At 74.5% G+C, this 26,992-nt stretch carries 26 protein-coding genes and 1 tRNA gene; 9 read left to right on the forward strand and 18 right to left on the reverse strand.

Going from position 1 to position 26,992, the window contains the following annotated elements; translation table 11 throughout:
• The first annotated feature begins 125 nt into the window (after positions 1 to 125).
• Positions 126 to 698 carry a GrpB family protein gene (locus GCU60_RS15655; RefSeq protein ID WP_163206895.1) on the forward strand — a complete coding sequence of 191 codons (573 nt, stop codon included), beginning with the start codon at positions 126 to 128 and terminating at the stop codon, positions 696 to 698.
• 45 nt (positions 699 to 743) lie between these two features.
• Here the strand turns inward: GCU60_RS15655 and GCU60_RS15660 are convergent, their stop codons facing one another.
• The 4 genes from GCU60_RS15660 to GCU60_RS15675 are packed head-to-tail and all read right to left on the reverse strand — an operon-like array spanning position 744 to position 3,962.
• The gene (locus tag GCU60_RS15660; RefSeq protein ID WP_163206897.1) at positions 744 to 1,193 is read right to left on the reverse strand and encodes a cupin domain-containing protein; all 450 of its coding nucleotides are present in this window, start codon (positions 1,191 to 1,193) and stop codon (positions 744 to 746) included.
• A complete protein-coding gene (locus GCU60_RS15665; protein WP_163206899.1) occupies positions 1,190 to 2,347 on the reverse strand; it encodes a zinc-binding dehydrogenase in 1,158 nt (385 codons plus the stop codon). The genes GCU60_RS15660 and GCU60_RS15665 overlap by 4 nt, the downstream gene beginning before the upstream one ends.
• A 28-nt stretch (positions 2,348 to 2,375) precedes the next feature.
• Complete coding sequence (locus tag GCU60_RS15670) at positions 2,376 to 3,509, reverse strand: hypothetical protein (RefSeq protein ID WP_163206901.1); 1,134 nt, start codon at positions 3,507 to 3,509, stop codon at positions 2,376 to 2,378.
• A gap of 36 nt (positions 3,510 to 3,545) precedes the next feature.
• The gene (locus GCU60_RS15675; protein WP_163206903.1) at positions 3,546 to 3,962 is read right to left on the reverse strand and encodes a hypothetical protein; all 417 of its coding nucleotides are present in this window, start codon (positions 3,960 to 3,962) and stop codon (positions 3,546 to 3,548) included.
• A 106-nt stretch (positions 3,963 to 4,068) separates the two neighbouring features.
• On the opposite strand from GCU60_RS15675, the gene GCU60_RS15680 reads away from it, so the two are divergent.
• Positions 4,069 to 4,890 (forward strand): alpha/beta hydrolase, encoded by an 822-nt coding sequence (locus GCU60_RS15680; protein ID WP_163206905.1) that lies wholly within the window; start codon positions 4,069 to 4,071, stop codon positions 4,888 to 4,890.
• A gap of 16 nt (positions 4,891 to 4,906) precedes the next feature.
• Here GCU60_RS15680 and GCU60_RS15685 read toward each other — a convergent pair whose 3' ends face one another.
• The 8 genes from GCU60_RS15685 to GCU60_RS15720 all read right to left on the reverse strand — a co-directional run bounded on the left by GCU60_RS15685 (position 4,907) and on the right by GCU60_RS15720 (position 13,609).
• The gene (locus GCU60_RS15685; RefSeq protein ID WP_163206907.1) at positions 4,907 to 7,510 is read right to left on the reverse strand and encodes a bifunctional FO biosynthesis protein CofGH; all 2,604 of its coding nucleotides are present in this window, start codon (positions 7,508 to 7,510) and stop codon (positions 4,907 to 4,909) included.
• Between the two features lie 130 nt (positions 7,511 to 7,640).
• Positions 7,641 to 7,775, reverse strand: coding sequence for a methionine/alanine import family NSS transporter small subunit (locus GCU60_RS15690; protein WP_163206909.1), 135 nt, complete (start codon positions 7,773 to 7,775; stop codon positions 7,641 to 7,643).
• Positions 7,772 to 9,400, reverse strand: coding sequence for a sodium-dependent transporter (locus tag GCU60_RS15695; protein WP_163206911.1), 1,629 nt, complete (start codon positions 9,398 to 9,400; stop codon positions 7,772 to 7,774). The genes GCU60_RS15690 and GCU60_RS15695 overlap by 4 nt, the downstream gene beginning before the upstream one ends.
• 105 nt (positions 9,401 to 9,505) lie before the next feature.
• A complete protein-coding gene (locus GCU60_RS15700) occupies positions 9,506 to 10,354 on the reverse strand; it encodes an ABC transporter permease subunit (protein ID WP_163206913.1) in 849 nt (282 codons plus the stop codon).
• Positions 10,351 to 11,316 carry an ABC transporter ATP-binding protein gene (locus GCU60_RS15705; protein WP_345770632.1) on the reverse strand — a complete coding sequence of 322 codons (966 nt, stop codon included), beginning with the start codon at positions 11,314 to 11,316 and terminating at the stop codon, positions 10,351 to 10,353. The genes GCU60_RS15700 and GCU60_RS15705 overlap by 4 nt, the downstream gene beginning before the upstream one ends.
• A gap of 34 nt (positions 11,317 to 11,350) precedes the next feature.
• The gene (locus GCU60_RS21175; RefSeq protein ID WP_163206917.1) at positions 11,351 to 12,445 is read right to left on the reverse strand and encodes a hypothetical protein; all 1,095 of its coding nucleotides are present in this window, start codon (positions 12,443 to 12,445) and stop codon (positions 11,351 to 11,353) included.
• On the reverse strand, positions 12,429 to 12,950 hold the full coding sequence (locus tag GCU60_RS15715; RefSeq protein ID WP_345770633.1) for a sigma-70 family RNA polymerase sigma factor: 522 nt from the start codon (positions 12,948 to 12,950) through the stop codon (positions 12,429 to 12,431). Before GCU60_RS15715 ends, GCU60_RS21175 begins: the two co-directional genes overlap by 17 nt.
• A gap of 146 nt (positions 12,951 to 13,096) precedes the next feature.
• Positions 13,097 to 13,609: a flavin reductase family protein gene (locus tag GCU60_RS15720; RefSeq protein ID WP_163206921.1), complete on the reverse strand. Its 513-nt coding sequence runs from the start codon at positions 13,607 to 13,609 to the stop codon at positions 13,097 to 13,099.
• Between the two features lie 34 nt (positions 13,610 to 13,643).
• Between GCU60_RS15720 and GCU60_RS15725 the strand changes: the two genes are divergently transcribed.
• Both GCU60_RS15725 and GCU60_RS15730 read left to right on the forward strand, forming a co-directional pair.
• Entirely contained in the window at positions 13,644 to 15,071 is a 1,428-nt protein-coding gene (locus tag GCU60_RS15725) for a dihydrolipoyl dehydrogenase family protein (protein WP_345770634.1), read from the forward strand.
• Positions 15,072 to 15,114: 43 nt separating this feature from the next.
• Entirely contained in the window at positions 15,115 to 15,912 is a 798-nt protein-coding gene (locus GCU60_RS15730) for an SGNH/GDSL hydrolase family protein (protein WP_345770635.1), read from the forward strand.
• A 68-nt stretch (positions 15,913 to 15,980) separates the two neighbouring features.
• On the opposite strand, the gene GCU60_RS15735 is transcribed toward GCU60_RS15730, so the two are convergent.
• Complete coding sequence (locus GCU60_RS15735) at positions 15,981 to 17,906, reverse strand: putative bifunctional diguanylate cyclase/phosphodiesterase (RefSeq protein ID WP_345770636.1); 1,926 nt, start codon at positions 17,904 to 17,906, stop codon at positions 15,981 to 15,983.
• A 198-nt stretch (positions 17,907 to 18,104) separates the two neighbouring features.
• Here GCU60_RS15735 and GCU60_RS15740 point away from each other — a divergent pair, with 198 nt between their 5' ends.
• Together GCU60_RS15740 and GCU60_RS15745 are read left to right on the forward strand one after the other, a co-directional pair.
• Positions 18,105 to 19,142: an LLM class flavin-dependent oxidoreductase gene (locus GCU60_RS15740; RefSeq protein ID WP_163206927.1), complete on the forward strand. Its 1,038-nt coding sequence runs from the start codon at positions 18,105 to 18,107 to the stop codon at positions 19,140 to 19,142.
• A gap of 140 nt (positions 19,143 to 19,282) precedes the next feature.
• The gene (locus GCU60_RS15745; protein ID WP_163206929.1) at positions 19,283 to 19,900 is read left to right on the forward strand and encodes a hypothetical protein; all 618 of its coding nucleotides are present in this window, start codon (positions 19,283 to 19,285) and stop codon (positions 19,898 to 19,900) included.
• Positions 19,901 to 19,982: 82 nt separating this feature from the next.
• On the opposite strand, the gene nadC is transcribed toward GCU60_RS15745, so the two are convergent.
• The 3 genes from nadC to nadA are packed head-to-tail and all read right to left on the reverse strand — an operon-like array spanning position 19,983 to position 23,595.
• Positions 19,983 to 20,882 carry a carboxylating nicotinate-nucleotide diphosphorylase gene (nadC, locus tag GCU60_RS15750; protein WP_163206931.1) on the reverse strand — a complete coding sequence of 300 codons (900 nt, stop codon included), beginning with the start codon at positions 20,880 to 20,882 and terminating at the stop codon, positions 19,983 to 19,985.
• The gene (locus GCU60_RS15755) at positions 20,879 to 22,579 is read right to left on the reverse strand and encodes an L-aspartate oxidase (RefSeq protein ID WP_204262151.1); all 1,701 of its coding nucleotides are present in this window, start codon (positions 22,577 to 22,579) and stop codon (positions 20,879 to 20,881) included. The genes nadC and GCU60_RS15755 overlap by 4 nt, the downstream gene beginning before the upstream one ends.
• A gap of 2 nt (positions 22,580 to 22,581) precedes the next feature.
• Complete coding sequence (gene nadA / locus GCU60_RS15760) at positions 22,582 to 23,595, reverse strand: quinolinate synthase NadA (RefSeq protein WP_163206935.1); 1,014 nt, start codon at positions 23,593 to 23,595, stop codon at positions 22,582 to 22,584.
• A gap of 71 nt (positions 23,596 to 23,666) precedes the next feature.
• Here nadA and GCU60_RS15765 point away from each other — a divergent pair, with 71 nt between their 5' ends.
• Positions 23,667 to 24,371, forward strand: coding sequence for an NrtR DNA-binding winged helix domain-containing protein (locus GCU60_RS15765; RefSeq protein ID WP_163206937.1), 705 nt, complete (start codon positions 23,667 to 23,669; stop codon positions 24,369 to 24,371).
• A gap of 9 nt (positions 24,372 to 24,380) precedes the next feature.
• On the opposite strand, the gene GCU60_RS15770 is transcribed toward GCU60_RS15765, so the two are convergent.
• Entirely contained in the window at positions 24,381 to 25,574 is a 1,194-nt protein-coding gene (locus GCU60_RS15770) for a lytic transglycosylase domain-containing protein (RefSeq protein ID WP_163206939.1), read from the reverse strand.
• A gap of 403 nt (positions 25,575 to 25,977) precedes the next feature.
• On the opposite strand from GCU60_RS15770, the gene GCU60_RS15775 reads away from it, so the two are divergent.
• A complete protein-coding gene (locus tag GCU60_RS15775; protein ID WP_163206941.1) occupies positions 25,978 to 26,127 on the forward strand; it encodes a hypothetical protein in 150 nt (49 codons plus the stop codon).
• Between the two features lie 26 nt (positions 26,128 to 26,153).
• On the opposite strand, the gene GCU60_RS15780 is transcribed toward GCU60_RS15775, so the two are convergent.
• Positions 26,154 to 26,226, reverse strand: a tRNA-Arg gene (locus GCU60_RS15780).
• A gap of 190 nt (positions 26,227 to 26,416) precedes the next feature.
• Here GCU60_RS15780 and GCU60_RS15785 point away from each other — a divergent pair.
• A complete protein-coding gene (locus GCU60_RS15785) occupies positions 26,417 to 26,956 on the forward strand; it encodes a single-stranded DNA-binding protein (protein WP_163206943.1) in 540 nt (179 codons plus the stop codon).
• Positions 26,957 to 26,992 lie beyond the last annotated feature (36 nt).

A 26,992-nucleotide genomic window follows, 5' to 3' on the forward strand; every position in this document is an offset into this window, starting at 1 on the left:
CTCACTCGGAGGTCTTCCTCATGTCATCGACCCACGCCGTCCGCCGTCACCAACGTCCGTGGTCAGTACACCTAGGCGTGGGCTTCGCGACGTCGGCGCCATCGCAGGGCCGCTAGCGTGCGAGCGTGACTTCGCCCGCCGAGGACTACGACTCCTACCTCGATGCAGTGCTCATCGGTGGGCGCGAATCGGCTTCCGTCGTCATCGCGGACCACGACGCGACCTGGCCCGAGCGGTTCGCGCAGTTGCAGCGGCGCGTCGAGCGCGCGTTGCCGACAACGGCGCTGTCCGTGGAGCACATCGGCAGCACGTCCGTCCCTGGACTGGCTGCGAAGCCCATCATCGACATGCTGCTGACCGTCCGCTCCGTCGACGACGAAGCCGCATACGTCGATGCGTTGGAGAAGGTCGGGTTCGTCCTGCGGGTACGCGAGCCGCGTCACCGCATGTTCCGGACGCCTGCGCGCGATGTGCACCTGCACGTCTACGAACCAGGCGGTCAAGCCGTCGCTGACTACCTGGACCTGCGGGACTGGCTACGGGAGTCAGGGTCGGACCGGGCGCTGTACGAGGCGACCAAGAGGGAGCTGGCGCGGCGGGAGTGGTCCGACATGAACCACTACGCGGACGCGAAGTCCGACGTCGTCCAGGTCATCCTCCGCAGGGCGAGGGCCTGGCGGAGTGGCACCGGGCGCTGAGGCCTCCCGGGCGGTCACGCCCCTCGCGACCGGCCTGCCCTCCGGTCACCGGCCGGGGTGGTCGCCGAGGATCTCGGTGCCGTGCTCGGCCGCCAGCTCGGCCAGTCGGTCCGGGTCCGCCGCCAGCCGTTCCTCGCCGGCGTCGACGACCGCCTGGAAGAACTGCTCCATCCCGGCGGGTGACACCAGCGTGAGCATCCGGACCGGGTCGTCGGTGAGCCGGCGCAGCGCGTGCGGGCGGCCGCGTGGCACCAGCAGGAAGGCGCCGGGGCCCGCCTCGGTCTCATGGCCGTCGAGCCAGACGGCCGCGCGCCCGGCCAGCACGTAGAAGGCCTCGTCCGCGGTGGTGTGGGTGTGCAGGGGTGTGGTGGCACCCCAGAACTCCTCCTCGACCAGCCAGTACGCCCCGCGGGTGGCGCCGCCGTCGGCCTTGGTGGTGTAGGTCGAGCCCAGCGCCGTCAGCCGCGCTCCGTCTCCCGGTCCCAGCAGGGTCATCGCGCACCTCCGTGCGGATCGGCGTCGTACCCACGGTCCCGGTCGGGACCGCACGGGTCAACGCCCCTCGGCACGACCGCGCAGGCATGTCGACAGGTCGACACGTCGACAGGTCGGCCTCTCGACGTGTCGACCCGTCGCTCAGGTGTGACGTCGACGAGCACCTTGCCGACGGCGCCGTCCTGCACCGCCTGGTGCGCGGCGGCGGTCTCGGCGAGGGGGTAGACGTGCAGGGGCAGGCCGGCCTCCTCGCCGACCCGGAGCGTGCCGTCGGCGACCGCGGTGGCGACGTCCTCGATGCCGAGCACCTTGGCGCGTTCGGGCTCGGTGTAGACGAGCACGAACTGCCAGCGGGCGTTGGGCCCCATCTGGAGCCGGACCGGCACGGTCACCTCCGCGCCTCCGTCGTCGGCGTACATCGCCACGGCGCCGTGCATGCCGATCACCTGCGCGTCGATGCCGGCGTTGACCGCAGCGGACACCTCGACGATGGCGTCCACGCCCTTGGGTGCGACCTTCCGGACCTCGGCGACGACGTCCTGCTGCCGGTAGTCGACGACGTGGTCGGCGCCGGCCGCGGCGGCCAGCTGGGCCTTGCGCGGGCTGCTGACCGTGGCGATCACGGTGGCGTCGGACCAGCGGGCCAGCTGGATGGCGGCGTTGCCGACGGCCCCCGCCCCGCCCTGCACCAGCACGGTGTGCCCGGTCAGCGCGCCGGGACCGAGCCGGTCGGGCAGCGACTCGGCGACGGTGAGGCAGCGGTGCGCGGTGAGGAACGGGATGCCGAGCGCGGCACCCAGCTCGAACGACGTGGCCTCGCCGAGCAGGACGACGTGCCGGGCCGGGACGACCGTGAACTCGGCGGCCGTGCCCCAGGGACGCTGCCAGGCGGCCTCCCACATCCACACCCGCTGGCCCAGCATCGCCGGCTCCACGCCCTGGCCGACGGCGTCCACGGTGCCCGCGCCGTCCTGGTTCGGCACCTGCCCGTCGGGGCCGGGCGGGGTCTTGCTGCGCGACTTCCAGTCGGTGGGGTTCACGCCGGAGAAGGCGACGCGGACGCGCACCTCGCCGGGGCCGGGCTCGGGGACGGGCCGCTCGACGAGCTGGAGGACGTCGGGACCGCCGGGGCTGCTGTAGGAGATCGCTCGCACGAAGGCCCCCTACCCGGCGCCGGTCACCTCACTCGGACGGCAGCGGGACCAGGGGAGCGCCGACGGTGACCTGGACACGGACGGCGTAGCTGCCGTCGGGCTGCGTCACAGGGGACCGGGAGGCGTCGAGGTCGAGCCACACGCCGGCCACGATCCCGGTGAACGGCTCCCCGGTGCGCCGCGCCTCGTCCACCCGTTGCTCCACGGCGGACCGGACCTCCGCGGTGAGGAAGGTGAGGCCCTGCGGAAAACCCCAGTCGGCGAGCGGTGGCATCCCGACGGCGCGGTCGACCACGCCACCGCCGATGCCGACCGAGGCGGTGAGGACGCGGTCGGTGCCGGCGAACGTCTCGTAGTCGATCTGCTGGTTGCCGGCGGGCCGGGTGCACGGCTGCTCGATATCCCCGTAGCAGTCGAAGCCGCCGGCCTCCAGCCCTGGCGCGGCCTCGACCGTGGTGCGCGCGTAGTGCTCGCTGCCGTAGGGCCAGCTGTGGTCCTCGACCAGCGGCGTGGTGACGGTGAGCTCCAGCGCCGGGTCGGCGTGCACCGCGCCGTGGCCGGGGACCTCGGCGACGACGTACTGCGCCGAATCCGTCCGGACGGTCCGCTGCTCCGGCGGTCGCGGATCGGTGGGGTCCCAGCCGGGGGAGCGGACCGCCGCCAGCTCGGCGACAGCATCACGCATGTCCTGGCCGTCCTCCGGCCACAGCCGGAACAGCGACGCGTCCAGGACGGCCAGCAACGCCTCGCCGGAGGGCTGCGGGACGACGGACGGGTCCAGCGGCTTCTCCGGCAGCTCCACGTGCGCGTACTGCAGCGCGCCCGCCGGCGTGGTCACCAGGTCCATGGTGGTCACCTCCGCGTCGGCCGCCGGCGGGGAGGCCGGGAGCCGGCGGAGGCACCGCACCTGGACGGCGGCGTCGTTGGCCCGCACCTGCGCGCAGAAGAAACCGGCCGCTGCCAGGCCGTCGGCGACCCGGGCGACGTCGCCCTTGGTCGACACCGGCCGGACGACGGAGTCCTCGTCCATCGGTGGGTGCTCGTAGGGCGCGGTCGGCGTCGCGGGCCAGGCCTGGCCGAGGACCGCCGTGCTGCAGCCGGGAAGGACCAGGCACGCGGCGAGCACGAGCGCCGCCGAGTGCCGGAAGCCAAGGGTCCTCACTCCGCGAACGGTACGGGGCGTTCCCGTATGAGCGGGTCAGCCGGGGGGTGCGTCGTCGTCGGTGGGCCACTCGGGGATCGGCAGCCCGGCGAGCAGCAGCAACCGCTCGACCGTCTGCTCGACGACCTCGTCGGTCGGCGGTACGCCGGCGGGCGGGGCCAGCAGGCCCCGGACGTCGGCCGGCTCGATCTCCGTGCCCACCGCGTCCCTGACCCACCGGGCGAAGCCCTCGGCCTCGGCGTCGGTGTCGACCGGCACGGAGGCGTCCGGCTCGTCGAAGTAGACCCGGGGCTCGTAGCCGAGGTAGAAGCGCCCGCCGCTGGCGTCCGCCGCCCGGTAGTCCACGGTGGCGATGTCGCTGTCGTGCACGTCGACCATGAGGAACGGCACCGCGGTCGGCCGTCCCGTGCGCCAGCGTCCCTCGCTGTAGACGAGCGTCCCGAAGTACCCCATGGCACCGAGGCTAGCGACGGGCTCCGACGGACCCGGCACCGCACGCTCCTTGCGGTGGTGGGTCGCCGCGGTGTCCGCGCGGACCGGCAGGCGGGATCATCGGCGGATGCTGCGCAGGGCGCTGGGAGCGGCGGTCGTCGTCGCCCTGGTGTGCACTGTCCTGGTGGGTCTGCTCTGGGTGTTGCAGCGCCACCTGATCTACCTGCCGGACTCCGGACCGGACCTGCCGGCGGCCCAGGCCGTCCCCGGCGCCCGGGACGTCACGCTCACGACGGAGGACGGGCTGCGGCTGGCCGCCTGGTTCGTCCCGGGCCGGACGTCGGACTCCCCGGCGGTGCTCGTGGCCAACGGCAACGGCGGGCACCGCGGCATGCGCGCGCCGCTGGCGCGGGCGCTGGCGGACGAGGGGCTCGCCGTCCTCCTCTTCGACTACCGCGGCTACGCCGGGAACCCGGGCAGCCCGAGCGAGGAGGGCCTGGCCCGGGACGCGCGGGCGGCCCGCGCGTTCCTGCTGGAGGAAGTCCGGGTGCCGGCGGACCGGCTCGTGTACTTCGGGGAGAGCCTCGGTGCGGCCGTGGCGACCGGGCTCGCCGCCGAGCACCCCCCGGCCGGGCTGGTGCTGCGCTCGCCCTTCGTCGACCTGGCGGCCGTGGGGAGCGAGCACTACCCGTTCCTGCCCGTTCGGGCGCTGCTGCGCGACCGCTATCCGGTGGCCGAGCAGGTCGGCACTATCGAGGTACCCACCATCGTCGTGTACGGCAGCGCCGACTCGATCGTGCCGCCGGCGCAGAGCCGGGCGGTGGCCGATGCCGCCGCCGGTCTGCACCGGGTCGTCGAGGTGCCCGGCGCCGATCACAACGACCTCGTCCTCCTCGACGGCGACGAGGTGGTCGGCGCAGTCGTCGCGCTGGCGCGGGCGGCCGGCTGAGCGCGCCCGGCCGGCCTCAGCGCGGGGTGATCGACAGGGTGAGCCGGGCGCGCCCCTCGTCGGAGCGGGCGGTGGCGATCCGCTCGGCCGACGGGGCGCCGTACTCCGTCGTCCGCTGACGGGCCGGCCGGCCGATCGCGGCGGCCATGGCCTCCAGCTCGGCGATGGTCTTGAGCGAGCCGTTCTCGCTGCCGGCCATCCGGCTGATCGTCTCCTCCATCAGCGTGCCGCCGAGGTCGTTGGCGCCGCCCTGCAGCACCGCTTTCGTCCCGGCGTCGGCGAGCTTCACCCACGAGGTCTGGATGTTGTCGATCCGGCCGTGCAGCAGCAGCCGGGCGACGGCGTGGATGGCCCGGTTCTCGCGCACCGTCGGCCCCGGGCGGGCGACGCCGGCCAGGTAGATGGGGGAGTTGTGGTGCACGAACGGCAGCAGCACGAACTCGGTGAAGCCGCCGGTCCGGTCCTGCAGCGCGGCCAGCGTCCGCAGGTGCCCGACCCAGTGCGCCGGAGTGTCCACGTGGCCGTACATCATCGTCGAGGTCGTCGGGATCCCGACCTCGTGCGCGGTGCCGATGATCTCCAGCCAGGTCGCCGTCGGCAGCTTGCCCTTGGTCAGCACCCAGCGGACGTCGTCGTCGAGGATCTCCGCCGCCGTGCCGGGGATCGAGTCCAGGCCGGCGGCCTTGAGCTCGGTGAGGAAGTCGCGGAACGACAGACCGGTGCGCGCCGCCCCGTTCACGATCTCCATGGGGCTGAACGCGTGCAGGTGGATGCCCGGCTGCCGCTTCTTCACCTCGCGGGCGAGGTCGAAGTAGGCCGTCCCGGGCAGGTCGGGGTGGATGCCGCCCTGCATGCAGATCTCGGTCGCCCCGGCCGCCCACGCCTCGTCCACGCGGTCGCCGACCTGCGCCATCGACAGCGTGTAGGCGTCGGCGTCGGTGCGCCGCTGGGCGAACGCGCAGAACCGGCAGCCGGTGTAGCAGACGTTGGTGAAGTTGATGTTCCGGTTCACGACGTAGGTGACGTCGTCACCGTTGACGTCGGCGCGCACCGCGTCGGCCAGCGCGCAGAGGTTCTCCAGGTCGGTGCCGTCCGCGCCCAGCAGGGCCAGGTACTCGGCGTCGGCCAGCCCGGCCGGGTCCTGCTCTGCGTGCAGCAGCGCGGCCAGCACCTCGCGGTCGCCGGCAGCGATCGCGGTGGAGGAACCGTCCCGCGCGGACTCGGTGCGCGAGCGGAGCTCGGACCAGTCGCCGTAGACGGCGTCGAAGTCGCTGCGCCGGTCATCCGTGCGCCCGACCGTGTCGACCTCGACGTGCAGGTCCACCCGCCCGGAGGACGTCCACGACTCGTCCGGCTCCTGCCACGGCAGGCCCACCGGCAGCCGTCCCTCGACGGCGAGCCCATCAGGTGCGGCCAGCGCCGAGACGTGCGGCCGCACCCGCGGGTCGAGCCACGGCTCCGGCTGCTGCACGTAGCCCGGCTGGGCCGCCAGCCGCTCGCGCAGCTCGAACCCCGCCTCGGCGGAGAGCGCCGCGAGCTTGTCGATGTTGGGCCACGGGCGCTCGGGGTTCACGTGGTCCGGGGTCAGCGGTGAGACGCCGCCCCAGTCGTCGACGCCGGCGCGCAGCAGCAGCCCCAGCTCGGTGGAGTCGGACAGGTTCGGCGGCGCCTGCACCCGCGCCTTGGGGCCGAGCAGCAGCCGGGTGACGGCGACGGCGGCGACGTACTCCTGCAGCTCCAGGTCGTCGTGCGCCTGCATCGCCGTCCGCGGCTTGGCCCGGAAGTTCTGGACGATGGTCTCCTGCACGTGCCCGTGCCGGAGCGCCGCGGCCCGGATCGCGCCGATGGCGTCCACCCGCTCGGCGTAGTCCTCGCCGATGCCCAGCAGCACGCCGGTGGTGAACGGGACCGCGGAGCGGCCGGCGTCCTCCAGGACCCGGAGCCGCAGCGCCGGCTCCTTGTCCGGCGAGCCGAAGTGCGGGCCGCCCGGTTCGGACCACAGCCGCGTCGCCGTCGTCTCCAGCATCATGCCCATCGAGGCCGAGACCGGCTTGAGCCGCTGGATCTCCTCCCACGACAGCACGCCGGGGTTGAGGTGGGGGAGCAGCCCCGTCTCCTCCAGCACCCGGATGGCCATCGCGCGCAGGTAGCCCAGCGTCGAGTCGAAGCCGTGCGCCTCGAGCCACTCGGCGGCGACCGGCCAGCGGTCCTCGGGCCGGTCGCCGAGGGTGAACAGCGCCTCCTTGCAGCCCATGGCGGCGCCGGCGCGGGCGATGTCGAGCACCTCGTCGGGGGAGAGGTAGGGCGCCTTGCCCTGCGCGCGCAGCTGCCCCGGCGTCGTCACGAAGGTGCAGTAGTGGCACCGGTCGCGGCACAGGTGGGTGAGCGGGATGAACACCTTGCGGCTGTAGGTCACCACGCCCGGGCGGCCGGCCGAGGCGAGGCCGGCGTCGCGCACCCGGCCGGCGGCGGTGAGCAGCCGGTCCAGCGCCTCGCCGTCGCCCAGCCCGCGGGCGTGCAGGAGCGTCTCGGCCTCGACCGCGTCGAGGCTCACCCCCCGCTCGGCTCGGGTGAGGGCTCGCCGCAGCGCGGACTCGGACGGGGCAGGCAGAGCGCTCATATCGGTATCGACGCTAGCCCCGGCCGGTCGCGCCTCGCCTTCCCACCCCGGTTCCGGGGCGCGAAGTCGCCGAAACCGGGGCATCGGCCGGTGCCGACACCGCGGTTCCCGCACACTCGCCGCTGCGGCGTCAGAGGTCCCGGCGCAGGTTCTCGGAGCGGTCCTCGACGGCGCCGTGGCGCACCAGGCTCGTGATGGCCAGTGCCAGGCCGCCCCAGATCACCAGCATCGCGACCACCATCATCACGATCGCTTCCGTGCTCATCGGGATCCTCCCTCGTCGGTCGCCGTCGCCGGGCGGGTGCCCGAGGTCTGGTCGGAGGCCGGCTGCAACGCCGGCGCCGGATCCGAGCCGGGCGGTGGCCCGTCCAGGTGGGTGCTGGTTCGCCACGGCATCCGGGCGAGCAGGAAGCCCACCACCGGAAGCCCCACGACCATGAGCCAGCCGAAGACCAGCAGGAGCCAGGTCGGGTAGTCCCCGTAGGACGCCTCGAGGTCGTCGAGCAGGCCGAACACGAGCACGAGGGCCAGGGCCAGCGGGGCGACGACGCCGACCAGCACCCGCCAGCCGGTGCCGACCCGGGGTCGGCCGTGGACGTTGAGGTGCTCGCCGAGCCGCGGCAGCGCCCGGACCGCCCAGGCGACGACGAGCATGCTGACCAGCGCGACGACGAGGATGCCGTACTGGTTGACGAAGTGGTCGACGACGTCGAGGACGTAGATGCCGCTGGTCGTGCTGAACAGCACCAGGCTGAGCACCGCGGCCGGGACGCCGACCGCCAGGGTCGCGGTCAGGCGGCTGGTGTCGAACTTGTCGCGGACCGCGGAGATGACCACCTCGATCACGCTGATCAGCGAGGTGATGCCGGCGATGACCAGCGACCCGAAGAACAGCACGCCGAGGAGGGCACCGGCCGGCGCCTCGCTGATGATCGTCGGGAAGGCGATGAAGGCCAGCCCGATCCCGCCGTCGGCGACCTCGTCGACGGTGACCCCGCCGGCCTGCGCCATGAAGCCGAGGGCCGCGAACACGCCGATGCCGGCGAGCAGCTCGAAGCTCGAGTTCGAGAAACCCACGACGAGGCCGGAGCCGACCATGTCCTCGCGCCGGCCGACGTACGAGGCGTACGTGATCATGATGCCGAAGCCGATCGACAGCGAGAAGAAGATCTGGCCGAACGCGGCGGCCCAGACCGAGGCCTCGGTGAGCGCCGACCAGTCGGGCGTGAAGAGCGCGTCGAGACCGTCGGTGGCGCCGTCGAGCAGCAGCGCCTGCACCACGAGGACGAGGAAGGCGACCACCAGCACCGGGATGAAGACCAGCGAGGTCACCCCGATCCCGCGCTGGACGCCGAGGGCCATGACCACGAGCACGGCCAGCCAGACGATCGCGAGGGGCACGAGGACCCCGGGCACCACGTCGGCGGTGACCGCGACGTCGCCGGCCTGGAGGAACTCGCCGAAGAAGAACGCCTCGGGGTTGGCGCCCCACGCCTCGTCCAGCGAGAAGAGCGTGTAGCGCAGCGCCCACGCGAGGACCGCCGCGTAGTAGACGGCGATGACGAAGCAGATGGCCACCTGCCACCAGCCGAGCCCCTCGGTGCCGCGGCGCAGCCGGGCGAACGACAGCGGCGCCGACCCGCGGTGGCGGTGGCCGATCGCGTAGTCCAGCAGCAGGAACGGGATGCCCGCGGTCAGCAGCGCGACGAGATAGGGCAGCAGGAAGGCGCCGCCGCCGTTCTCGTACGCGACGTAGGGGAACCGCCAGATGTTGCCGAGCCCGACGGCCGACCCGATCGCCGCCAGGATGAAGACCCGCCGGGAGCTGAACCCGCCGCGGCGGCGCTCCACGTCCGCCTGTCCCGCGGCGCCCTCCGCCGTCGTGCTCATGCGACCTCCTCCGTCGTGTTCCGCTGCGGAGAGGATGGCAGGACTCGGGCCCGAACGGCTCCCGGAGGCCACTGCCTCGGTGGCAACCGCGCGGCGAGGGTGCCGTCAGATGTCGCGGCGCTGGAAGGACAGCGCGGTCAGTCCCCAGACGACGGCGATCCAGACCGCGGCCCAGGCCAGGTAGGCGGGGGTGAGCGGGGCATCGCTGAGGAACGGGAAACCTGCCTCGCCCTGCCCCATCTGGGCGAGCGCGAACGGGTCCTGGAAGCCGTTCATCGCACCGCGCCACAGACCGTCGGTCGGCAGGATGACCCGGGACACCGAGCCCACCCGCTCGACGCCCTCGTTGCCCAGCGCCGCGCCGATCCCGCCGACGACGCCGGCCACCCAGGTCGCCCCGAAGAGCCCGACCGCGATGATCCCCGAGGCCATCGGCGAGACGACGCTGGACAGCAGCAGGGCCAGGGTCAGCAGCACGACGGTCTCCGCCGCGAGCAGCAGCAGCCCTATGGCGGGGTCGGGCGGCCAGTAACCGACGGCCCAGCGCACCACCAGCAGTTGCGCGAGCCCGGCCAGGATCACGTAGCCGCAGCCGAAGGTGAGCAGGCCCAGCCACTTGCCGAGCAGCACCGACGAGCGGCGGACCGGCCGGGCGAGCATCGCCAGCGCCTGCCCCGACTCCACCTCGCCGGACAGCGTCGGGCCGGCCAGGAACGCGGTGCCGATGGCCGCGATCAGGCTGAAGCCGAACATGATCAGGTTCAGCAGCACCGAGGCGATCAGCCGGGCCTCGCCGCTGGTCATCGTGCCGAGGTCGGTGTCCAGGCCGATCAGCCTGGAGAAGCCCCAGCCGCTGAGGACGAGCAGCACCACGGTCAGCACCAGCAGCGCCCAGACGACGCGGCGGCGGAAGGCCTCCCGCAGCGTCAGGCCGGCGACGGTCAGGGAGATCACGGCGTGGGCTCCTCGTGGCCGGGTTCCTCGTGACGGAGCACGGCGAGCAGACGCTCCTCGAGGCTGATCCGCACCGGCTCGACGGCGTGCACGCGCACCCCGAGCCCGACGAGGTCGCGGACCAGGTCGGGCACGGTGACGCCGTCGTCGTCGGAGGCGAGCTGCACGGTGAACCAGTCGCCGCTGCGGGTCAGCGCACCGGCCGCCCGCATGCGGTCCTCCGCCGGGCCGTCGGCGCCGGCCAGCCGCAGCCGGACCTCGCGCTGGCCGAGCAGCTCGGCCAGGGTGCCGGACGCGGCCACCCGGCCCTCGTCCAGGATCACCACCCGGTCGCAGACCCGCTCCACCTCACCGATCAGGTGCGAGTTGAGCAGGACGGCGACCCCGCGGGACTTCAGCGACAGCACGATGTCGCGGACGTCGACCCGGCCCAGGGGGTCCAGGGCGCTGGTCGGCTCGTCCAGGACGACGAGCTCGGGCCGGGCGACCAGCGCGACGGCGAGACCGAGGCGCTGCTGCATGCCCTTGGAGAACCCGCCGACCCGGTCACCGGCGCGCTCGGCCAGGCCCACCAGCGCCAGGCACTCGCGTCGCTCGGCGGGCGGGACGTCGGCACCGGCCAACTTCACGTGCAGGTCGAGCACCTCGGCGGCGGTGAGCCATGGCTGGTAGCGGAAGAGCTCGGGCAGGTACCCGACGGCGCTGCGGGACCGGGGATCGGTCGACGGCCGGCCGAGCAGCAGCACCTCGCCCGCGTCGGGCCGCACCAGGCCGAGCAGCATCTTGATGACGCTGGTCTTCCCGGCGCCGTTGGGGCCCAGCAGCCCGACCACCTCGCCGCGGCCCACGGTGAAGGAGACGTCGTCCACGGCGGTCCGGCGTCCGTACCGCTTGCGCAGTCCGGAGCACCAGACCGCCGGGGACGGCGGCAGGTCCGCGAGCCCGTCGGCGCCGGAGGTCACGCCCGCGACCGTAGCGGCGTCAGCGGAGGGCATGTCACCGGAGCCCGCGCGCCACCGACAGCAGCTCGTCGGCGCTGAGCGTGCCGGCGACACCGGTCATCACGCCGTCCTCCACCCACACCACGCCGGCGAACAGCCCGTTGCGGGAGGTGAGCACGGTGGCCTCGGTGCCGTCGACGTCGGCCGTGGAGCTGGTCACCAGCTCCGCGGGCACCGGCAGGGGCAGCGTCCCGGCGTCGGCGGAGAGGCTGCGCAGCTGCTGGGCCACCCCGTCGGGCAGCCCGGGCAGCGACAGCAGGTGGTCGCGGACCGTCTCGAACGGCACGCCCGAGGAGGCCACCGTCGGGGCGCCCACCCGGGCGACGACGAGCGTCGGCACCCCGGTCGGCTGTGCCCACATCGCCGCGACGCCCGGTCCGGCCTGGATCCGCAGGGTGCTGCCGTCCAGCCCGGCGGGCGAGGGCGGCAGGACCTCGCCCTCGGCGGCGGCGGCCTGCGCGGCCTTGTCGGCGGAGAAGGTGAAGGTGGCCTCGACGAGGCCGGCCGCCTGGTAGGTCGGGTCGCCGGTGACGCCCTCGGGCAGCTCGCCGACCTCGGGGACCTCGAGACCGGTCCGCTCCTGCGCGGCGGCGGCGTCGGCCACCTCCTCGGGCTCCGGCTCCCGGGTGATCTGCAGGTCGCCGTAGGCGGACAGATCGGGGATCTGCACCAGGTCGGCGCTGGTCACCTGGACCGGGTCGACCCGCTCGGCCTGGAAGATCGGCAGCCAGTCGTTGGCGGCGGCGACGCCGGCACCCGTCAGCAGGACCGTGGCGCCGAGTGCGGCGACCGCCGGCCGCCGGACGGCGGTGCGCCAGCGGTTGCGTGCGGCAGCGGGCGCCGGACGAAAGGCAGGGGTGCTCGCCGGCGTGGCGGGAGCCGCCGAGAACCGGGCCCAGGCGGCATCGGTGTCGACGGTGCCGGTGCCGGCCGAGGTGAGCGCGGCGCCGACGAGCTCGGCGTCGGCGCGGGCGTCGTCGAGCGCCCGCAGGCAGGAAGGGCAGGTGGCGACGTGGGCGCGGTCGGCGTCGGAGACCCCGGCGGGTTCGTCGACCAGCCGGCGCAGGACGCCCTCAGTCGGATGACGCATGGCGGTTCAGCTCCTTGCGAAGGGCGGATTCGGCGCGGCGGACGGTGGTGCCGACGCTGCCGGGGGACAGATCGAGTGCGGTGGCGACCTCGGCGTAGCTCAGGCCGCTGTGCCGGAGCACGAGCGCGGTCGCCTGCTTGGCGGGCAGCCGGGCCAGGGCGGCCCGGACACGGCTGCGGTCCTCGAGCGTGAGCACCGTGTCGGCCACGTCGGGGGTGGTGACGTCGGCGGTCGAGGCCACGGTCTCCTCGCGGGCGCTGCGGCGGCGCCCCGACCGGAGCAGGTTGAGCGCGGTGTGCGCCGCGGCAACCGACAGCCAGCCGCCGGCCTCACCGGCGGGCACCGCCGAGCGGCCGAAGGACAGGAAGACCTCCTGCGCGACGTCCTCGGCCTGGTCCCGCGAGCCGAGCACCCGGGCGGCGACGCCGACGACCCGCGCGTACTCCTGGCGGAAGACCGCCTCGAGGTCGGGCCGCACAGCGCCGCGGGTGGCTGATGCCGACACGCTGCCCTTCCCTCCGACCCGGCCCAGCGGTCCGGGCAGTGTCAGGACGGCGGCGGCTGCCGGTCGTCCGTGGCGTACGAGGTCCATGTACGGATAGCACCGCCGCGTCGCCGGATGTGACAACCGGCCCGGAGAACGTCGGAGGATCAGCCTCGTCCGGCCTGCGCACCGGTCTCGTCGACGAACCGCCCACGCAGCCGCAGCAGCGGGGGGGCCGTCGGGTTCAGCACCGGGACGTCCTCGACCCGCAGCAGGGCCAGCACGTGGTCACCGGCCTCCACCAGCCGCTCCAGCCGGCAGTCCAGGGCGACCGGGGCCTCGGCGAGGACGATGGCCCCGCTGCCCGCGGCGCGGGTCCAGGGCACCGTCTCCAGCAGGTGCCGAGCGCTCGGCCGCCCGGCCGAGGAGAACCGGGAGGCCACGATGGCGTGCGGGGCGGCCAGCACCGTCAGCGCGCAGGTGCCGACCGCCTCCAGCACCTCGGCCGGGTAGCCGTCGGCGTTCAGCCCGACGGCGACCAGCGGCGGCGCGGCCGACACGCTCATCACCGAGGTGACGGTCGTCCCGACGTCGTCGATGTCGTCCTTCACGGTGAGCAGGCAGACCCCGGCGGCGTACTGGCCCAGGGCGGCGGCGTACTCGCGGGCGTCGACCGGCATGGCGGCCAGTCGACCACACCGACAGGATGGGCCGGTGAGCCATGCGGAAGAGAAGACCTACGACGTCGTCGTCCTCGGGGCCGGGTCGACCGGGGAGAACGTGGCCGACATCGTCGTCCGCGGTGGGTTGACGGCGGTCGTCGTGGAGCCGGAGCTGGTCGGTGGCGAGTGCTCGTACTGGGCCTGCATGCCGAGCAAGGCGCTGCTGCGCGGGACCGAGGTGCTGGCCGAGGCGCGCTCGGTGGACGGCGCGAAGCAGGCCGTCACCGGCGAGCAGGACGTCGCCGCGACGCTGGCGCGCCGCGACTCCTTCACCTCGAACTGGGACGACGCCTCGCAGGTGCAGTGGCTGGACTCGGCCGGCATCGACCTGCTGCGGGGCAACGGGCGGCTGGACGGCGAGCGGACCGTCGTCGTCACCACGGCCGACGGCGGCACGGTGCGGCTGACCGCCCGGCACGCCGTCGCCGTCTGCACGGGGTCGAAGGCGTCCGTGCCGCCGGTCGACGGACTGGCCGACGTCGACCCGTGGGGCCCGCGGGAGGCGACCAGCGCCAAGGAGGCCCCGGCCCGGCTGCTGGTGCTCGGCGGTGGCTACGTCGGCTGCGAGATGGCCACCGCCTGGCAGGCGCTGGGCGCGCGGGTGACGCTGCTCCAGCGGGGCGGGCGGCTGCTGCCCGGGCTGGAGCCGCAGGCCGGTGAGGCGGTCGCCGCCGCGCTGCGCGACGCCGGGGTGGACGTGCGGCTGCACACCTCGGTCACCGGTGCCCGCCGCGACGGCGCCGAGGTCGTGCTGACCAGCGACGACGGGCAGGAGGTCCGCGGTGACGAGGTGCTGGTGGCGGTCGGCCGCGCGGCGCGCACCGACGACATCGGGGCCGAGAGCGTGGGCCTGGAGCCGGGGAAGTACCTCTCGGTCGACAGCACGCTGCGGGTCGAGGGCCTGCCCTGGATGTACGGCGTCGGCGACGTCAACGGCCGCCGCCAGCTCACGCACATGGGCAAGTACCAGGCGCGCCAGGCGGGTGCGGCGATCGTTGCCCGCGCCCGCGGCGAGGACGTGGACACCGCCGCGTGGTCGCCGTTCGTGGACACCGCCGACGACGTCGCCACCCCGTCGGTGGTGTTCACCTCCCCGCAGGTGGCCAGCGTGGGGCGCACCGCGGCGCAGGCCGAGGAGGCGGGGCTGCCGCATCGCGTCGTGGAGTACCCGATCGGCAGCGTCGCCGGCGCCTCGCTGTTCACCGACGGGTACGAGGGCACCGCGATCGCCGTCGTCGACACCGAGCGGGAGGTGCTGCTCGGGGTGACGTTCGTGGGGCCCGCCGTCGCCGAGCTGCTGCACGCGGCGACGATCGCCGTCGTGGGCGAGGTGCCGATCGGCCGGCTGTGGCATGCCGTGCCGGCCTACCCGACGATCAGCGAGATCTGGCTCCGGTTGCTGGAGACCTACCGCGGGTGAGCCCCCGTGCGGGCGGTGTCGCGCGCCGTGCTGGAGTGGTGGCGTGCAGCTCGACGCATCTCCCTGGCGCCGTTACATCGCTCTCGGCGACTCCTTCACCGAAGGGCTGAGCGACCCCGACCCGGCCCGCCCGGGCGAGTTCCGCGGCTGGGCCGACCGGCTCGCCGAGCACCTCGCCGCCGCCGTCCCGGACGGGGACGTCGAGTACGCCAACCTGGCCATCCGCGGCCGGCTGCTGCGCCAGGTCGTGGACGAGCAGGTGTCCGTCGCCCTGGACGCGAAGCCCGACCTGGTCAGCCTGGTCGCCGGCGGCAACGACCTGATGCGCCCCGGCTCCGACCCCGACGAGCTCGCCGCCGGCCTGGAGGCGGCGGTCGTCCGCTTGCGGGACGCCGGTGCGGACGTGCTGCTCGCGACCAGCGTCGACACCCGCAACACCCCGATCCTGCGCCGGGTGCGCGGCAAGATCGCGGTGTTCAACGCCAACATCTGGTCGGTCGCCGACCGCACCGGGGCCGCCGTGCTCGACCAGTGGGGCGCGGCCTGGGTGCAGGACTTCCGGCTGTGGGACACCGACCGGATCCACATGACCGACGAGGGGCACCGCCGGATGGCGCTCGCGGCCGCGGCGGCGCTGGGCCTGCCGGGTGCCGACGGCGAGGACTGGCGCACCCCGCTGCCGCCGCAGCCGCCACGGGCCGTCCGGGCGGCGCTCGCCGAGGAGGCGGCGTGGGTGCGCGGCTTCGTGGCGCCGTGGATCGGCCGGCGACTGCGCGGCCGGTCCTCGGGCGACGGACGTCAGGCCAAGCGCCCGGTTCCCCTGGTCCTGCCCCGGGCGTGAGGTGCTGGAACGGCCCTCTTGCAGGGCCCCGACGCGAGCCTGCGAACGTCGGGGGGCAGGAGGGCCCTTCAGTCGTCGTCGGCCAGGTCGTCGAAGAGCGTGCGGGAGGCGAACGGGCCGGTGTCGGCCAGGTCGTGGGCCTCGGGGCTCGAGGGGATCCGCGGCCGGGGCAGGGCCGGCGGCGCCGCCGGCTCGGGCAGCAGCTCGCCCGCGACGTCCTCGACCGGGGCCTGGGTGGCCTCGCTCATCAGCACCTCCGCCGGGCTGGGCAGCGGCGCCGGCCGGCCGAAGGCGTAGCCCTGGGCCATCGCGCAGCCGTGCCGCAGCAGCCAGTCGGCCTGGTCGAGGTCCTCGATGCCCTCGGCGATGACCTGCAGGCCCATGCCGCGGCCCAGCTGGAGCAGCCCGTGCACCAGCGCGGCGGTCGAGGGCTCGGTGACGACGTCGGCGACGAAGGACCGGTCGATCTTCACGGTGTGGATGGGCAGCCGGTGCAGCGCGGTGATCGCGGAGTAGCCGGTGCCGAAGTCGTCCAGCGCCAGGGTGACGCCGGCGTCGGTGACGACCGCGACCGCGTGCAGGGTGGCCTCGGCGGCGAACAGCGCCGTCGACTCGGTGATCTCCAGCTCCAGCCGGTGCGGGGGCAGCCCCGACTCCTCCAGCGCCGCGGCGACGAGCTCGCTGAACCCCTCCTCGGCCAGGTGGCGGGCGGAGATGTTCACGTGCACCCGCAGGTCCTCGGGCCAGGTCGCCGCGTCGAGGCAGGCCCGCCGGAGCACCCACGCGCCGAGCTTGGAGGTGAGCCGGTTGTTCTCGGCGGCGTCCAGGAAGGCGCCGGGCGGCAGCAGTCCGCGGGTGGGGTGCTGCCAGCGGATCAGCGCCTCGTAGCCCAGCAGCGTCTCGTCGGCCAGGTGCACGATCGGCTGGTAGAACAGCCGCAGCTCGTCGTGGTCGAGCGCGTGCCGGAGGTCGGTCTCCAGCTGCAGCGCGTCGACCTCGCTGTGGGTGAGCGCCCCCTCGTACACCTCGACGCGGGCGCGGCTGCCGTCGGCCTTGGCCTTGGTCAGCGCGCTCTGCGCCTGGCGCAGCAGGTCGTCGGGGGTCATCTCGGCGCCCAGGGTGAGGCCGACGCTGGCCGAGAGGGTGATCTCCCGGTCGCTGACCACGAACGGCTCGTCCAGGACGCTGAGCAGCCGGTCGGCGAGCGCGCGGAGCCCGTCGAGGTCCTCGACGTCCTCGGCCACCACGAGGAACTCGTCGGCGCCCAGGCGCACGGCGGTGTCCTCGACGCGGGTGCTCCAGCGGAGCCGGTCGGCGAACTGGCTGAGCAACAGGTCGCCGGCCTCGTGGCCGAGCGAGTCGTTGACCGCCTGGAAGCGGTCGATGTTCAGGTGCACCAGGCCGACGTGCAGCCCACGACGGCGGGAGAGTGCCACCGCGTGCCGGAGCCGGTCGGTGAGCGCGCGCCGGTTGGGCAGCCCGGTCAGCGGGTCGGTGTAGGCGCGGCGGACCGCGTCCTCCTCCGCCCGGCGGCGGTCGGTGACGTCGACCAGCGACAGGACGACGAACTGCGGCGTCCCGTTGTTCTGGCGGACCACCTCGTGGGACTGCACGACCCACAGCTCGCTGCCGTCGGAGCGGCGCAGCCGGCGCTCGCCGTCGTAGAGCAGGTTCGGGTCCAGGGGCGGCTCGCCGGGGGCGGGCTCGAGACCGAGGTCGCCGACCGGCGGGTCGTCGGGGTGGGCCAGCAGGTCGATGTGCCGGCCGGAGAGGCTCTCGGGGGTGCGGCCGGTGAGGGCGCACATGCGCGGGTTGGCGACCAGCACGTGCCCGTCGAGGTCGACGAGGGCCTTGGCGATCGGCGCGGAGAGGAACAGCGCCTGGAACAGCTGGCCCCGGTCGGCGAGCAGCGTGTCGATCGCCCGCAAGCGCTGCCCGGCTGCGCCGCCGGGCGTGCCCGGGGAGCGGGGCATGTCGGATGCGGGAAGGCTCACCGGGACAGCGTCACGCATCGCAGGCGAGAAGTGACGGAACCGGTGCACGGAGAGTCGTGATCACCCCGTCACAGTGCGTCGCAACTGGACTCACTCGTCCCACGGGTCGCGCCCGCTCCGGGTGATCTGCCATGCCGACCGGGAATCGGCGTGGTCCTCGGTGCGCTGATCCGGCAGACATCGACGAGAGGAAGAGTCGTGGAGAAGCGGATCGGGTTCCTGTCCTTCGGGCACTGGCAGCCCATCCCGGGGTCGCAGGTGCGCAGCGGCCGGGACGCCCTCGTGCAGAGCATCGAGTTGGCCGAGGCTGCCGAGGAGCTCGGCGTCGACGGCGCCTACGTGCGGGTGCACCACTTCGCCCGGCAGCTCGCGTCGCCCTTCCCGCTGCTGGCGGCGATGGCCGCCCGTACCTCGCGGATCGAGCTGGGCACCGGCGTGATCGACATGCGCTACGAGAACCCGCTCTACATGGCCGAGGAGGCCGCCGCCGCGGACCTGATCAGCGGCGGGCGGCTGCAGCTCGGCATCAGCCGGGGATCACCGGAGACGGCGCTGCGCGGTTCGGAGGCGTTCGGCTACGTGCCCGCGCCCGACGGCAGCGACGCCGACCTGGCCCGGCAGAAGGCGGGGCTGTTCCTCGCCGCGATCTCCGGTGCGCCGATGGCCGACGCCGACCCGCGGATGACCGGTGGGGCAGCGGGGAAGCTGGCGATCCAGCCGCAGTCGCCGGGTCTGGCCGACCGCATCTGGTGGGGCGCCGGGACCCGGGCCACGGGGGAGTGGGCGGCGCAGCAGAGCATGAACCTGATGAGCTCCACGCTCCTCAGCGAGGACACCGGCGTCCCCTTCGACGAGCTGCAGGCCGAGCAGATCGCCCGCTTCCGCGCGGCGTGGGACGAGGCCGGGCACCCGCGCCAGCCGCGGGTCTCGGTGAGCCGCAGCGTCGTCCCGCTCGTCAGCGACGAGGACCGTGCCTACTTCGGCAGCGAACGGTCCAGCCAGGACCAGGTGGGTCTGCTCGAGGGCGTGCGCTCGCGCTTCGGCCGGAGCTACGCCGCCGAGCCCGACGAGCTGGCCGAGCAGCTGGCCAAGGACGCCGCCGTGCGCGAGGCCGACACCCTGCTGATCACCGTGCCCAACATGCTCGGCGTCGAGTACAACGCCCGGCTGCTGGAGAACGTCGTCCGGTACGTCGCGCCGGCGATCGGCTGGGTGCACCCCGACCAGCGCGGCTGACGCCCACTGCTCTGGGGGCGTTTCCCCCGCTCTGCGGGTCCTGCAGGACTCACTGACCGCGCGGATCGCTCCCAGAGCGGTGGTCACCCGGACGGTGGAACGGGGTCGCCGCGCGGCCCCGGTCTCCCCAGGGTGGGCGCATGGACCACGACGGCGAGCGCTGGGCCGAGGCGCAGCGGATCCTCGACGGGCTGCCGTCCCAGGCGCTCGAGGCGCGGATCCGTCACCGCGTTCGGCTGAGCATCCTGCTGGGGACCGGTCTGGTCCTGCTCGCCGCCGGGGCGGCGTTCGCGCTGCTCGCCTGGCTCGGCGACGAGCCCGCCACGGCCGACGACGACCCGCGCTGGCGGACGATCGCCGGGCTCGTCCTCACCGCCGGAGCGTTCGTCCTGGTGATCGTGGGTGGGGTCACCCAGTGGCGCGCGAACCGCCGGCTGGGCGGTCTGCGGACCCCGCTGATGGTGCTCGACCGGCGCCAGCAGAAGCTGCTGCTCGACGAGTTGCGCGGCGTCGTGCCGCTCGACCAGGCGCACGTCGGCCTCGTCCGGCACCTGGCCGAACGTCAGACCGGTCAGCGGGCGCTGCTGTTGCTCCAGCTGGGCCTGCTGCTGATGTTCGTCGCGCAGTTCATCGGGTCGCCGTCGGCGTGGCGCCTCGCCATGGTTCTGGTCTTCGGCGCGGGTTTCGGCGTCCTCGCGCTGATGGTGCTCCGCAACGAGCGGCAGGCGCGTCGGTTCCTCGCCGAGCAACCTGGCTGACCCTGCTTGTCGGGTGTTCCTCGCGCTTCCCGAGTGGTGCAGCACCCCCTGAGCGCGAGAAACGCCCGAGAAGTGGTCGATCTCAGCGCAGGTCGAAGCCGAGGTCGAGCACCGGCGCGCTGTGGGTGAGGGCGCCGACGGCCAGGTAGTCGACCCCCGTCGCCGCGACCTCGGCCGCGCGCTCGAGCGAGAGCCCGCCGCTGGCCTCCAGCCGCACGCCCGTGCCGCGCACCAGGTCCACGGCGGTGCGCGTGTCGGCCAGCGAGAAGTTGTCCAGCAGCACCAGCTCGACGCCGACCGCCACCGCCTCCCGGACCTGGTCCAGGGTGTCGCACTCGACCTCGAGCGGAACCGTGGCCGAGTGCGCCCGCACGGCCTCGACCGCCGCGGTGATGCCACCGGCCGCCGCCACGTGGTTGTCCTTGACCAGCGCCGCGTCGCCGAGCGCCATCCGGTGGTTGACGCCGCCGCCGCACCGGACGGCGTACTTCTCCAGCGCCCGCAGGCCCGGGAGCGTCTTCCGGGTGTCGCGGACGGCGGCGCTGGTCCCGGCGACGGCGTCCACCCACCGGCGCGTTCCCGTGGCCACACCCGAGAGGTGGCCGATGAGGTTCAGCGCCGTGCGCTCCGCCGTCAGCAGGGACCGGGTCGGGCCCGTGACGCTCAGCACCGGTGCCTTGGGCCGAGCGGCCATGCCGTCGAGCGCGTGCAGCGTCACCTCGACGTCGGAGCCGCCGACCATCTCGAACACCGCGGCCGCGACCGGGACGCCGGCCAGCACCCCTGGCGAGCGCGGCACCACGTCACCGGTCGCGCGGGCATCGGCCGGCACCGTCGCGAGCGTCGTGACGTCGGGGCCGAAGGCGAGGTCCTCGTCGAGCGCGCGGCGGACCACCCGCTCCACGCCGACGGGGTCGAGGCCCGCAACGCGCAGCGCGTCGGTCAGCTCCGCGCGCAGCGGGAACCACTCGGTGCCGGTCATGCCACTCCCTGGGTCTGGTCGGTGCCCGGCGCGGTCAGCGGCACGGTGCGGGTGTGCAGGTGGCCCGAGGCGTCGATGCGGTGGGCGAGCCGCAGCTGCCACTCGGGACGGGTGCCGGATGCGTCTGCCCGCCGGTGGCACCCACGGCTCTCCGGCCGGGCGAGTGCCGCCGTCGCCAGCAGGGTGGCGACCGTGTGGACGGCGGTCGCCTCGACCGCGGCGAGGTCGAGGACGGTGGCCGCGTCCAGCCGCGCCGTGCCGGCGAGGGCGGCGGTGAGCTCGGTCAGCCCCGCGGCGTCGCGGACCACCCCGGCGTACCGGCTCAGCGCGACGCCCACCGTGCCCCGGGTGGCGGGATCCATCGCTCCGGCGCCGTCGACGGGCTCGGCCAGCGGGCTCGCCGGGGCGCCGGCCGGCAGCTCGGCTTCGAGCAGCGCCGCGCACCGGCGGGCGGCGACGAGGCCCTCGGTGATGGAGTTCGACGCCAGCCGGTTGGCCCCGTGCACGCCGGTGCAGGCGACCTCGCCGACGGCGTGGAGCCCGGCGACGCCGGTCCGCCCGTCGAGGTCGGCCAGCACCCCGCCGCAGGTGTAGTGCGCGCCCGGGGCGACCGGCACCGGCGCCGTCGTCAGTTCGTGCCCGGCGGCACGGCAGGCGCGGACGATGCCGGGGAAGCGCCGCTCCAGGAACTCCGCACCCAGCCCGGTCGCGTCCAGGAAGACGCAGTCCTCGCCGGTGGCGGCGAGGTGTGCGGCGATCGTGGCGGAGACGACGTCACGCGGGGCGAGGTCGGCCAGCGGGTGGGCGCCGACCATGATCCGCCGGCCCTCGGCGTCGACCAGGACCGCGCCCTCGCCGCGCACGGCCTCGCTGATCAGCACCTGCTGCCCGGTCGCGCCCGGACCCTGCCAGAGCACGGTGGGGTGGAACTGCACCATCTCGACGTCGGCGACCTCGGCGCCGGCGCGCAGCGCCAGCGCCAGCCCGTCGCCGGTGGCGCCGGCCGGGGAGGTGGCGGCGGCGTAGGCCTGGCCGTACCCGCCGGTGGCCAGGACGACGGCGTGCGCGCGGAGGTCCCCGGCGTCGGTCAGCGCGCCGTCGTCCCCGACCCGGGCCACCCGCAGGCCGACGACGTCGCCGCGGGCGGTGCGCAGCGCCTCCAGTGCGACGGTGTGCTCCAGCACCTCGACGCCGGCCCCGCGCAGGGCCCCGGCGAGGGTGCGGGTCACCTCCGCGCCGCTGGCGTCGCCGCCGGCGTGCACGATGCGGTCGCGGCTGTGCCCGCCCTCGCGGGTCAGCGCCGGACGACCGTGCGGGTCGGTGTCCAGTCGCGCCCCGAGCCGCTGGAGCAGGGTGATGGCCGCGGGTGCCTCCTCGACCAGCGTCGTCACGGCCGCCTCGTCGCAGAGCCCGGCGCCGGCGGTGAGCGTGTCCTGCACGTGCAGCGCGGCGTCGTCGTCGGCCCCGAGGACGGCGGCCAGCCCACCCTGCGCCCACCGGGTGCTGCCGTCGCCGAGCGCGCCCTTGGTGACGACGGCGACCCGGCGACCGGCGTCGGCGAGGGCGAGCGCCGTCATCAGCCCGGCGGCGCCGCTGCCCACGACGACGACGTCGACGGCGCGGGACCACCCGGCCGCGGGGAGGGGCAGCGCGGGGACGACGGCGGGGGCGACCGGCGCGGTGCGGCGGGGCCCCATGGTCACTCGCCGACCAGCGACGGGGTGCCGAGGGCGATCATCGCCTCGACGGCCGAGCGGGCCCGCGCGGCGATCTCAGGGTCGACGGTGACCTCGTCGCGGCCCTCGCGGAGCGCGCGCAGCAGCTTCTCCGGGGTCGACATCTTCATGTACGGGCACTCGGCGCGCGGGTTGACCGCCTCGAACGTCGCCGCCGGGTTGGCCTGGCGGAGCTGGTGCAGCATGCCGATCTCGGTGGCGACCAGCACCCGCTTCGCCGTGGTCCGCTTCGCCTGGTCGAGCATCGCGCCGGTGGACAGGACGTGCACCCGGTCCGACGGCAGGTCGCCCTGGCCGACCATCCAGAGGGCGCTGGTGGCGCAGCCGCACTCGGGGTGCACGAGCACCTCGGCGTCGGGGGCGTCCTCGATGCTCTGCCGCAGGTCGGTGGGGGAGATGCCGGCGTGCACGTGGCACTCGCCCATCCAGATGCGCATGTTCGTCCGGCCGGTGACCCGCTGGACGTGCGCGCCGAGGAACTGGTCGGGGAGGAAGAGCACCTCGCGGTCGGCGGGGATGGAGTCGACCACCTCGACGGCGTTGGAGGAGGTGCAGCAGATGTCGGTCTCGGCCTTCACCTCGGCGGTGGTGTTCACGTAGGAGACGACGGCGGCGCCGGGGTGCTCGGCCTTCCAGGCGCGCAGCTGGTCGGCGGTGATCGTGTCGGCCAGCGAGCACCCGGCGGCGGCGTCGGGCACCAGCACGGTCTTCTCGGGGCTGAGGATCTTCGCCGTCTCGGCCATGAAGTGGACGCCGGCGAACACGATCGTGCTCGCGGACGACGACGCGGCGATGCGGGACAGGGCCAGGGAGTCGCCCACGTGGTCGGCGACGTCCTGGATCTGCGCGGCCTGGTAGTTGTGCGCCAGGACGACGGCGTCGCGCTCGGCGGCGAGCCGGCGCACCTCGTCGCGCCAGTCCTGCCACTGCTCCGAGGTCCACGCAGCGGCGGTGGGGGCGGGGAGCGTTGCGGTCACCGTGACCTCCGGAGGAGTGGGTTTCAGACTGCGAGGCGAAAACCTCTGCCACGAAATCTAGCATGGGTTCCGTGACATCCGTGTGGTCCTCGCCCGAGCGACCGGCCTATCCGCACCAGGCCCTGGCGGTGGTGCTGCAGGTCAGGGATGCGCGGCTGCACGTGATGCTGTGGCGGCGCGCCGGGGAGCCGTTCACCGGCTGCTGGGCGCTGCCGGGTGGGCCGCTGCTCCCGGAGGAGACGCTGGGCGCGTCGGTCGGCCGTCAGCTGGCGTCCAAGGTGGAGGTGGCGCAGCTGGCGCACCTCGAGCAGCTGGAGACCCGCAGCGATCCGGACCGGGACCCGCGCAGCCGCACCGTGGCGACCGCCTACCTCGGCCTGATCCCCGGCGACCTGGACCCGGTGCTGCCGGAGGACACCGCCTGGCACCCGGTGGACGCGCTGCCGGAGACCGCGTTCGACCACGGCTCGATCGTCGGCTCGGGCCTGGAGCGGCTCCGGGCCAAGCTCTCCTACACCAACGTCGCCTTCGCCCTGGCCCCGCCGACGTTCTCCATCGCCGAGCTGCGCGAGGTCTACGTGGCGGCGCTGGGCTACGAGTTAACCGCCACCAACCTGCAGCGGGTGCTGCTGCGGCGCGGTGTGCTCGAGCCGACCGGGGAGATGGCCGCCTCCGGTCGGGCGGGCGGGCGGCCGGCGACGCTCTACCGGTTCGCCACGTCCGGCCTGGAGGTCACCGACCCGTTCGCCGTCCTCAAGCCGCCGTCCGCCCGCTGACCGCGCCGCTCACTTCGGGCAGAGCGGCAGGTCCGGCAGCAGCGGCAGTCCGAGCGCATCGGGCAGCGAGCAGGTGACGCCGGGGACCAGCTCCGCGACCGGTTCCGGCACCGACGGGACCGAACCGCTCGGCAGCTGGGGTGCCGGCAGCGGGACCTGCGGGAGCGGCACGCTGGGCACCGGGTTGGCCGGAGCCGGAGCCGGAGCGGGCTTCGGAGCCGGCGGGGGCGGCGGCGCCGGGGCGGCCGGTGCCGGCGCGGGCCGGCCTGCCTGCGCGGGCGGCTGCTGCTCGGCGGGCGCGGGCGGCGAGCCGCCGTCCTGGGCCGGCGCCGGGGGCGGCGGCTCGGCCGGCGGGGGCCCACCGAACACCGTGTCGCCGGAGGCCTGGGTCCGGTCGCCCGAGCCGATGGCGGGTCCGGGGGAGGCCGGGGCGCGGTAGAAGCCGCGCGGCTCCGGGAGCGAACCGCTGGTGTCGCCCACGAGCGGGAGGCTGTCGACCGGGATGCCCGAGGCGTACGCCCGCGCCAGGGCGAGCACCTGGTCGACGTAGCTGTTGGAGTGGTTGTAGGCCAGGACCGCCCGGCGCAGGCCGGCCTCGGTGCGCAGATTGCCCCCCGCGACGCAGAGGTAGTGCGCCGCGCCCAGGGCGGCGTCGTCGATGTCGAACGGGTCGGTGGTGCCGTTGCCGTCGCCGTCCACGGCGTAGGAGCGCCAGGTCGTCGGGATGAACTGCATCGAGCCGACGGCGCGGTCGTAGACCGTGTCGTGGTCGTACCGGCCGTCGTCGGAGTCGCCGATGTAGGCGAACTTCCCGCCGTCCAGGGCAGGGCCGCGGATCTCGGGGGAGGAGGTGCCGTCGGCGTTGAGCGTGGCGCCGCCGAAGCGCCCGTGGTTGGACTCGACCCGGCCGATGCCCGCGAGCAGCGACCAGTCGATGCCGCAGCCCGGCTTGGCGGAGCCCAGGCGTGCCGCGGCCACCCGGTAGGCGTTCAGCGCGACGTTCGGGATGCCGTTCGCCGCCAGGCCGCTGACGGCCTCGGGCGTGGCCGGCTCCGGCGCCGGCACTCGTTCCGGGGCGGCCTCCAGGGTGCGGGCCCCTTCCGGCGCTCCCGACGACAGGGCGGGGACGCCCCATGCCGGGGCCTCCTCCCGGGGTGCGTCACTGCTCTGCCCGGTCAGCACCGGGTCGGCAGGCTGTGTCATGCCGGCGATCAACCCGCTGAAGCCCACCACCGCCGCCGCGGCCAGGAGCCACGGGCGGGCCGGTCGCCGTCCGGATCCGTTCGTCGGGGAGCCGCCGTGCTGACGGCGGCCCCACAGCTTTCGCACCCCTGAACTCGTTCCCCTGCGCACTCGTCGCCTCCGACGCCCCCTGTGCCGGCACATTGCCCCCGCGCGCCGGCTGGGCGGCTCTACCCGTGACCCGCGTCACTCAATCGCGAAAGCTGTGTCCGGTCGGAACGCCTATCTGGGCGGTTGTTCGGCGGACGACCGCGCGGCCGGCAACCCGGCGTGCGGGCCGCGCGTCACCCGTCCGGCTTGCCGTGGACCTCGGACGGGTGGACCACCGCCCTCGGCGACCACGGAGGGTGAGGAGCGGCCCAGGATGCCTCCCGTGGGGGAGCTGCTGCGCAAGGTCGTGGAGTCGGTGGCCGTCGTGGCTGCGTGCGCCGGGCTGTCCGCATTCGCGACCTTCGGCGGCTTCACGGTCGAGAACACCGACTTCCCGCGCCCGTCGGCAGTCGCGGAGCCGTGACCCACGCCGGGGACGACGACCCGGAGCGCGCCCGGCAGGGATCGAACCTGCGACCAAGTGCTTAGAAGGCACCTGCTCTATCCGCTGAGCTACGGGCGCTCGCGCGCCCGATCATCGCATCGGCCGCCGCCCGGGGGTGCAGGACCGGGCGTCGCGTCGTCCACAGGTGCAGCGGTGTCCACAGATGCCGGAACCCGCCGCCCGGCGGCCCGCGCGGCGGTCAGGGTCGACGGCACACCGGCACCGCGCCGGTCGCGCCGTCCCCGGCGCAGCACATCCGAGGAGCACCGTGAACGACACGATCGTCACCGTCGTCGGCAACGTCGCCGACGCCCCGCGCCGCAACAACACGCAGAACGGCGCGGTGACCAACTTCCGCCTCGCCTCCACCGCCCGCCGCTACGACGCCGGCACCGAGCAGTTCGTCGACTCCGGCACGTTCTGGGTCGACGTCGAGTGCTGGAACGGCCTGAGCGGCAACGTGGCCGGCTCCATCAGCAAGGGCGACCCGGTCATCGTCCAGGGCGCCCTCACCACCCACAGCTGGGAGTCCGAGACCGGGCCGCGCAGCAAGCCGCGGATCAAGGCCTTCGCCGTCGGGCCCAACCTCGCCAAGGGGATGTCGGTCTTCAAGCGGTCCGGTCGCCCGGCCGACGCCGCCGGGAGCGAGTCGACCGCGGCGGGGGAGCCGGACCAGCAGGGCGGCGCCGGGCCGGTCGACGACTCCGCCTCGCCGGGCAGTCCCGCCGGCCGGGAGTACGAGGTGACCGTCGACGCGTTGCACTCCGCGGACGCAGACGACCTCGATTCCGAGCCCGCGCACGCGTAGTTGCCCCGGGCTGGGAGGATCGACAGCGAGAACGGA

The organism is Blastococcus saxobsidens (genome assembly GCF_010682065.1).
Taxonomy (GTDB): Bacteria; Actinomycetota; Actinomycetes; order Mycobacteriales; family Geodermatophilaceae; genus Blastococcus; species Blastococcus saxobsidens_B.